This window comes from Chitinophaga sp. (genome assembly GCF_035564935.1).
Classification (GTDB): domain Bacteria; phylum Bacteroidota; class Bacteroidia; order Chitinophagales; family Chitinophagaceae; genus Chitinophaga.
Genome location: NZ_DATMTE010000958.1, coordinates 1 through 6287 on the forward strand (window position 1 = coordinate 1; position 6287 = coordinate 6287).

Consider the following 6287-nt stretch of genomic DNA (forward strand, 5'->3'; position numbering starts at 1 on the left):
CTGCCAATTCTTTTTTATCTGCGTTAAAAAACCCAGAATCGTTCAATAGAGTAATTTCCTATTTATTATCTTTTAAAAAGGGAACAAGGTATCTACGATTTGTTTTAAACGAAACATTAAAGGGAAACGCCGCCCCATTGCCTTTTCAAAGAGATGCCATTGAAGCAATTAGAATTAAGTTAATCCCCAAATAGAGGGGAATAAAATATTTACGGATTAAGAATATGTTGTTCAGACTTAGAAATTTACTTGTTACTCCCAAAACGAAATTGACTATCAATACCTCTAAAATATGTTATCTTTGATTGTGATAAGTCAACCCAAATAAAACTAAGTAAAGCCGAAACACGAATCCGCACTTTGATAGACTAACAAATAGACCAAAACAACAAAGCCCGCGACCAGCGCGAGCTTTGAAAATCTCCAGTGATCCCCTTGGGACTCGAACCCAAGACCCATACATTAAAAGTGTATTGCTCTACCAACTGAGCTAGGAGATCCTTTGCTGTTAAGCGGTTGCAAAAATAGGAATATTTTTATTCTCACCAAACTTTTATTGAATTTTATTCCCAAACCCAACCCCATAATGTATTATAACACCTCACACACAAAAATAGTTCATCACATTTCTGTAAATGCCTTATAATAAATTGATGTTACTCACCTATTTTTGTGGGGCTAAAATATACCCATGAAAACATACTTTCAGAATAAAACGGTGGTTGTCACCGGCGGATCATCAGGAATCGGCAAAGCACTTGTAACTGAAATGCTGGCCCATGGAGCCAACGTAGCGGTGTGTGGCAGAAAACAGGCAGCACTCAGTGAGCTGCAGCAACAGGTAAATAACAACCAGCTGTTTACTTTCGTAGCGGATGTAAGTGTAGAGGCCGACTGTAAAGCATTTATAGAAAGTGTGATCGGTAAGTTCGGGAAAATAGATATCCTGGTGAACAATGCGGGCATATCTATGAGGGCGCTGTTCCGCGACCTGGACGTAAGTGTGTTGAAGTCGCTGATGGATATCAATTTCTGGGGCACGGTATATTGCACCAAGTTTGCCTATCCTTCTATCCTGGCTAATAAAGGAACTATTGTAGGCGTATCTTCTATTGCAGGTTACAGGGGCTTGCCGGCACGCACCGGTTACTCTGCTTCCAAGTTTGCCATGCAGGGTTTTCTTGAAGCGCTGCGTACAGAAAATTTACATACAGGCGTTAACGTGATGTGGGTATGCCCCGGCTTCACTGCCTCTAATATACGTAACACCGCGCTCAACCCACAGGGACAGGCACAAAGCGAAACCCCGCTGGATGAAGGTAAGCTGATGAGTGCGGAAGCAGTGGCAGCGGAAATTGCGAAGGCTATCGCTAAGCGTAAACGCACACTGGTACTTACAGGCCAGGGCAAACTGACGGTACTGCTAAGTAAACTCCTCCCCGGCTTCCTCGACAAAATGGTGTACAATCACTTTAAAAAAGAACCCGGTTCTCCCCTTCAGTAATAAACTGTAGCCGTTAACGTTAGTGCAAAAAATTCCGCTTAAAATACCGCCGCCTCGGCTTTTTTATCGTTATTTGCACTAAGTTTATTTCACTTAACCCCCAATGGCATCTTTTTTGGAAGGAAAGCGCACTTTTAATTTGCCATTCCGGATAATTGAAAAACTGCAGACGCGTGAGGACGGGAATTGATTGGTGGGTTTTGAACACTGGGATTTGGATTTAGATTTTCGGGCATGTCCATTATAACTTTAACATCAGACATAGGGATGCAGGATTACCTGGTAGGTGCCATCAAAGGGCAACTCTGGCAATACTGCCCGGAATGTCATGTTACGGACATCACACATCATATCAGCCCTTTTAACTTACCACAGGCTACCTATATCTGCAAAAGCGCCTTCTCTTACTTTCCGCTGGGCACCTTCCATTTTGTACTGATCAATTTATTCGACAGGCGACCGGACCATGTGCTGGTAGCGGAACATAACGGACAATATATCGGTTGTGCAGATAATGGCTTGCTCACCATGATTGCCGGCGGTATGCCGGAAAAGGTCATTAAGATCCCCCTCCCGCCGGATGCGCCTAAAAATACTTTTACCATCATCCAGCTGCTGGCAGTAGTAGCCAGGGAACTAAGCCGCGGACGAGCGCTGGGAGAACTGGGCCCGCTTACACAACAGATCCAGGTAAAGCACAACCTGCAGCCACTTGTAGGCGACGACTTTATAGAAGGACAGATCATTCATATCGACAGCTTCGAGAACGTGGTGGTAAACATTACCCGGCAGCAGTTCGATATGCAGTGTAAAAACCGGAAGTTCCGCATCTTTTTCCGCCGCGACGAGGTGATCAGCCAGATCAGCGAAACCTATGCAGATGTGCCCGAAGGCACCAAGCTCGCCCTCTTCAATGCGGCCGGCTACCTGGAAATAGCCATCAATAAAGGAAATGCAGCCGGCCTGTTCGGCCTGCAGGGCTTCCGCCGCGATCAGCTCACACAGCCGGCAGGCTACCAGCAACTGTCGTACTACCAAACTGTTAGAATAATTTTTCAATGATTAACCGTATCGTTAAAATGGAATTTGACCCGGGAAAAGTAAATGCCTTCCGGGAACTCTTCGCTAAACAACAGGAGCTCATCCGCCATTTTCCCGGATGCCTCCACCTTGAACTATGGGAACATGCCGCCTCCGGCAATACCTGGTTCACCTTCAGTCAATGGGAATCGGAAACCGCACTCGAAAAGTACCGGCAATCCCCCCTGTTCCGCGAAACCTGGGCCGCCACCAAGGTGCTTTTCAATGCCAAACCCGCCGCCTGGACCGTACAAACCACCGTAAACCTGTAATTTATAATGCTTTTTTAATCTCCCGGAAAACGCCCTCCCCGTGCCCGGATCCTGCTAGCCAAAGGCTAACAGTCAAAAAGATATTTACAAAAAGTTAAAACTGTTCACCAGATTAGCATAATTTGCTGTTTTTTATATTTTTGTCGGACCTTAAAACAACCTTATGAATTTCAAAAGGACCAACAACATGGTCGGCTGGGTCATTTGCATCATTGCCTGCTTTGTTTACATTAAAACGATGGAAGCTACAGGCAGCTTGTGGGACTGCGGCGAGTTTATTTCAAGTGCTTACAAAGTACAGATTCCCCATCCGCCCGGGGCACCATTGTTCGTGTTGCTTGGAAGATTGTTTAGTATGTTCCTGAAACCATCTCAGGCTGCCCTTGGCGTAAATACCATGACAGCCCTGGCCAGTGGTTTCACTATCCTGTTCCTGTTCTGGACCATTACCCACTTTGCGCGCAGACTTATGGTGAAAGCCGGTGAAGAGATCTCCCGCGAAAAAATGATCGCTATCATGGGCGCAGGCGCTGTAGGCGCGCTGGCCTATACCTTCTCCGATTCATTCTGGTTCTCCGCTGTGGAAGGTGAAGTATATGGTATGTCCTCTTTCTTTACCGCCATCGTGTTCTGGGCCATCCTGAAATGGGAACATGAAGCAGATGAACCCTATGCCGACCGCTGGATCGTACTCATCGGGTACCTCCTCGGCCTCTCTATCGGTGTCCATCTCCTCAACCTCCTCACCATCCCCGCCATGGTAATGGTGTACTACTTCAGACGCTTTAAGGTTACCGGCTGGGGCACGTTCTGGGCTTTCGTTATAGGTTGCGGCGTCACCGGCCTGGTACAGAAATACCTTATCCAGGATACCGTAAAGGCTTCCGGGTATATGGATGTATTCTTCGTAAATTCCCTCGGAATGGGATATTTCTCCGGATTTATCTTCTATTTCGTACTCATTATAGCATTGCTTATTATAGGATACCAGAAACCTAAATTCGGTATCTACGCCCCTTTCATCGTTATTGCTACCATCATCGTGGTACCTGCATTTAACGAGGCAAGTGGCGGCGCTATCTTCTTCAAATTCTTACTGGCTGCCTTCTTTGTAGCCATCCCCTACCTGCTGAAAACAGTAGGCGTGAAAATGGACGTATCCAAAACTGCGCATTTCAGCCGTCTTACTATTTCTTTCGTGCTGTTCATGCTGGTAGGTTACTCCACTTATATTACCACCATGGTACGCTCTACTGCCAATCCTTCCGTAGATATGTACAATGTAGATAATCCCATCTCCCTGGTAGGTTACCTGGGCCGCGAACAATACGGCGATTTCCCGCTGGTGTATGGCCAGGTATTCACTGCCCGCCCAACCGGGTACAAGGAAGGTGGTAACATCTACGCCCGTGGCGCTAAAAAATATGAAATTGCAGGTAAGAAGATGGAACCGGAATATGATCCGTCTGATATGATGCTGTTCCCCCGCGTATGGGATGCCAGCAACGACCAGGGCCATGCAGATTATTACCGCACCTGGCTGGGCCTCCAGCAGGGCGAAAAACCAGGCTTTGGCGACAATATCAAGTTCTTCCTCCAATACCAGGTGAATTTCATGTATGCCCGCTATTTCCTCTGGAACTTTGCCGGTAAACAAAATGATACCCAGGGCTACGGCAACGTGCGCGATGGTAACTGGATTTCCGGTATTCCGTTCATCGATAACTTCCTGTATGGCGATCAATCCATGATGCCGGATAGCCTGAAAGATAACAAGGCGCATAACACCCTGTTCTTCCTGCCATTCATTCTCGGCGTTATCGGTTTCTTCTATCATTATAATAACCACCGCAAAGATACCCTCATCGTATCCCTGCTGTTCTTCTTCACAGGTTTCGCTATCGTCATCTACCTCAACCAGGCAGGTAACCAGCCGCGTGAACGTGACTACGCCTATGTAGGCTCCTTCTACGCCTTCGCTATCTGGATCGGTTTAGGTGTGCTGTCGGTATACAATTTCCTGAAGAAGAAAACGAAGAGCGCCCTTTCCCCTGTACTGGCTACCGCTATCTGTTTGCTGGCTGTACCGGTGCTGATGGCTTTCCAGGAATGGGACGACCATGATCGCTCTACCAAATACGTAGCCCGCGATGTGGCGAAAGATTACCTGGAGTCCTGCCAGAAAAATGCCATCCTCTTTACCGTGGGCGATAACGATACCTACCCGCTGTGGTACGCACAGGAAGTGGAAGGCATCCGTCCGGATATCAGGGTGATCAACCTCAGTCTCCTGGGTGTGGATTGGTACATCGACCAGATGCGCAGGGCTGTAAACCAAAGCCCCGCCATTCCAATGACCTGGTCGGCCGATAAATATAAAGGAGAGAACCGCAACTATATCCGCTTCTTCGATCCGGGAAATATTCCTGCCGATAAATACTTTAACCTGAAAGAGATCATGAACTTCATGGGAAGCGATGATGCCAACAGTAAAGTAACCACACAGGATGGCGGATCAGAAAACTTCCTGCCTACCCGCCAGCTGTTTATACCGGTAGATAAACAGGCGATCCTCGCCAACGGTGTGGTAGCGGCGAAAGACAGTGCAAAAATTCTGGCTTCCATGCCGTTCAAGATCAGCAAGAGCTACCTGCTGAAAAATGATCTCGCAGTATATGACATCATCGCAGCCAACGATTGGAAACGGCCTATCTACTTCACCAGTCCTACTGATCTGGGCCTGAACGACTATATGCAAACGGATGGCCTTACCTACCACCTGGTGCCTTTGCCTAAAGTTACCTCTACCGATCCGCTGGGCATGGACATCAATGCGAACGTAGGCGTAATGTATGATAACCTGATGCACAAATTTGAATTTGGTGGCGCGCAAACCCGCGGTACCTACTTCGATGAGCCCAACAGGAAAATGATCATGTACCTCCGCCAGGCGTTCACCAAGCTCTCTGTAGCCATGACACAGGAAGGAGCTGCGAAAGACAGCGCCCTGAACGTGCTCCGCTACATGGACAAGAACATCATGGAAACCAACTTCCCGTACGCCCTCACCACACCGGGCAATATGCACAACTATACTTCTATTCAAACCATCTACGCTTATTATATGGCCGGTGATGCGAAGAGAGCGGAAGAGTTGTCGAACCAGGTGATCAAAGACTGTGAGCAGCAGCTGCGCTTCTACAGCTCCCTGCCGCCAAGCAGAATGACCAACGACTTACAACGCGATGGCCAGAACGCACAGCAGTTCATTACCTGGTTAAACCAGATGAAAGGTGAATTTGGTCCTAACGGCACCCGTAAAAATAAAGACGGCGCCATACAGGTGAATACGGAAGACTCTACCCCGATGCCCAAGCCCGCAGATTCAGCAAAATAATCGCACTACCTGATATAAAGCAGAAAGCCCGTAC

Annotated in this window: 5 protein-coding genes and 1 tRNA gene; 5 read left to right on the top strand and 1 reads right to left on the bottom strand. The window is 47.5% G+C overall.

From position 1 onward, the window contains the following. Window positions 1-194: hypothetical protein (locus VN105_RS24790; protein WP_325645300.1), on the top strand; the 194-nt coding region annotated here is incomplete at its 5' end. A gap of 233 nt (window positions 195-427) precedes the next feature. Here the strand turns inward: VN105_RS24790 and VN105_RS24795 are convergent. Next, window positions 428-500 (bottom strand) — tRNA-Lys (locus VN105_RS24795). A gap of 191 nt (window positions 501-691) precedes the next feature. Between VN105_RS24795 and VN105_RS24800 the strand changes: the two genes are divergently transcribed. The 4 genes from VN105_RS24800 to VN105_RS24815 all read left to right on the top strand — a co-directional run bounded on the left by VN105_RS24800 (window position 692) and on the right by VN105_RS24815 (window position 6253). Beyond that, window positions 692-1504: an SDR family oxidoreductase gene (locus tag VN105_RS24800; RefSeq protein WP_325645302.1), complete on the top strand. Its 813-nt coding sequence runs from the start codon at window positions 692-694 to the stop codon at window positions 1502-1504. 234 nt (window positions 1505-1738) lie between these two features. Continuing rightward, window positions 1739-2566: an SAM-dependent chlorinase/fluorinase gene (locus VN105_RS24805; RefSeq protein ID WP_325645303.1), complete on the top strand. Its 828-nt coding sequence runs from the start codon at window positions 1739-1741 to the stop codon at window positions 2564-2566. Then, a complete protein-coding gene (locus tag VN105_RS24810) occupies window positions 2563-2856 on the top strand; it encodes an antibiotic biosynthesis monooxygenase family protein (RefSeq protein WP_325645304.1) in 294 nt (97 codons plus the stop codon). Before VN105_RS24805 ends, VN105_RS24810 begins: the two co-directional genes overlap by 4 nt. Before the next feature lie 163 nt (window positions 2857-3019). Further along, window positions 3020-6253, top strand: coding sequence for a DUF2723 domain-containing protein (locus tag VN105_RS24815; protein ID WP_325645306.1), 3234 nt, complete (start codon window positions 3020-3022; stop codon window positions 6251-6253). Window positions 6254-6287: the final 34 nt, after the last annotated feature.

Bases quoted from the DNA above. Each gene is read 5' to 3' on its own strand.
- VN105_RS24805 (WP_325645303.1), top strand. From the start codon at position 1,739: ATGTCCATTATAACTTTAACATCAGACATAGGGATGCAGGATTACCTG.
- VN105_RS24810 (WP_325645304.1), top strand. From the start codon at position 2,563: ATGATTAACCGTATCGTTAAAATGGAATTTGACCCGGGAAAAGTAAAT.
- VN105_RS24800 (WP_325645302.1), top strand. From the start codon at position 692: ATGAAAACATACTTTCAGAATAAAACGGTGGTTGTCACCGGCGGATCA.
- VN105_RS24815 (WP_325645306.1), top strand. From the start codon at position 3,020: ATGAATTTCAAAAGGACCAACAACATGGTCGGCTGGGTCATTTGCATC.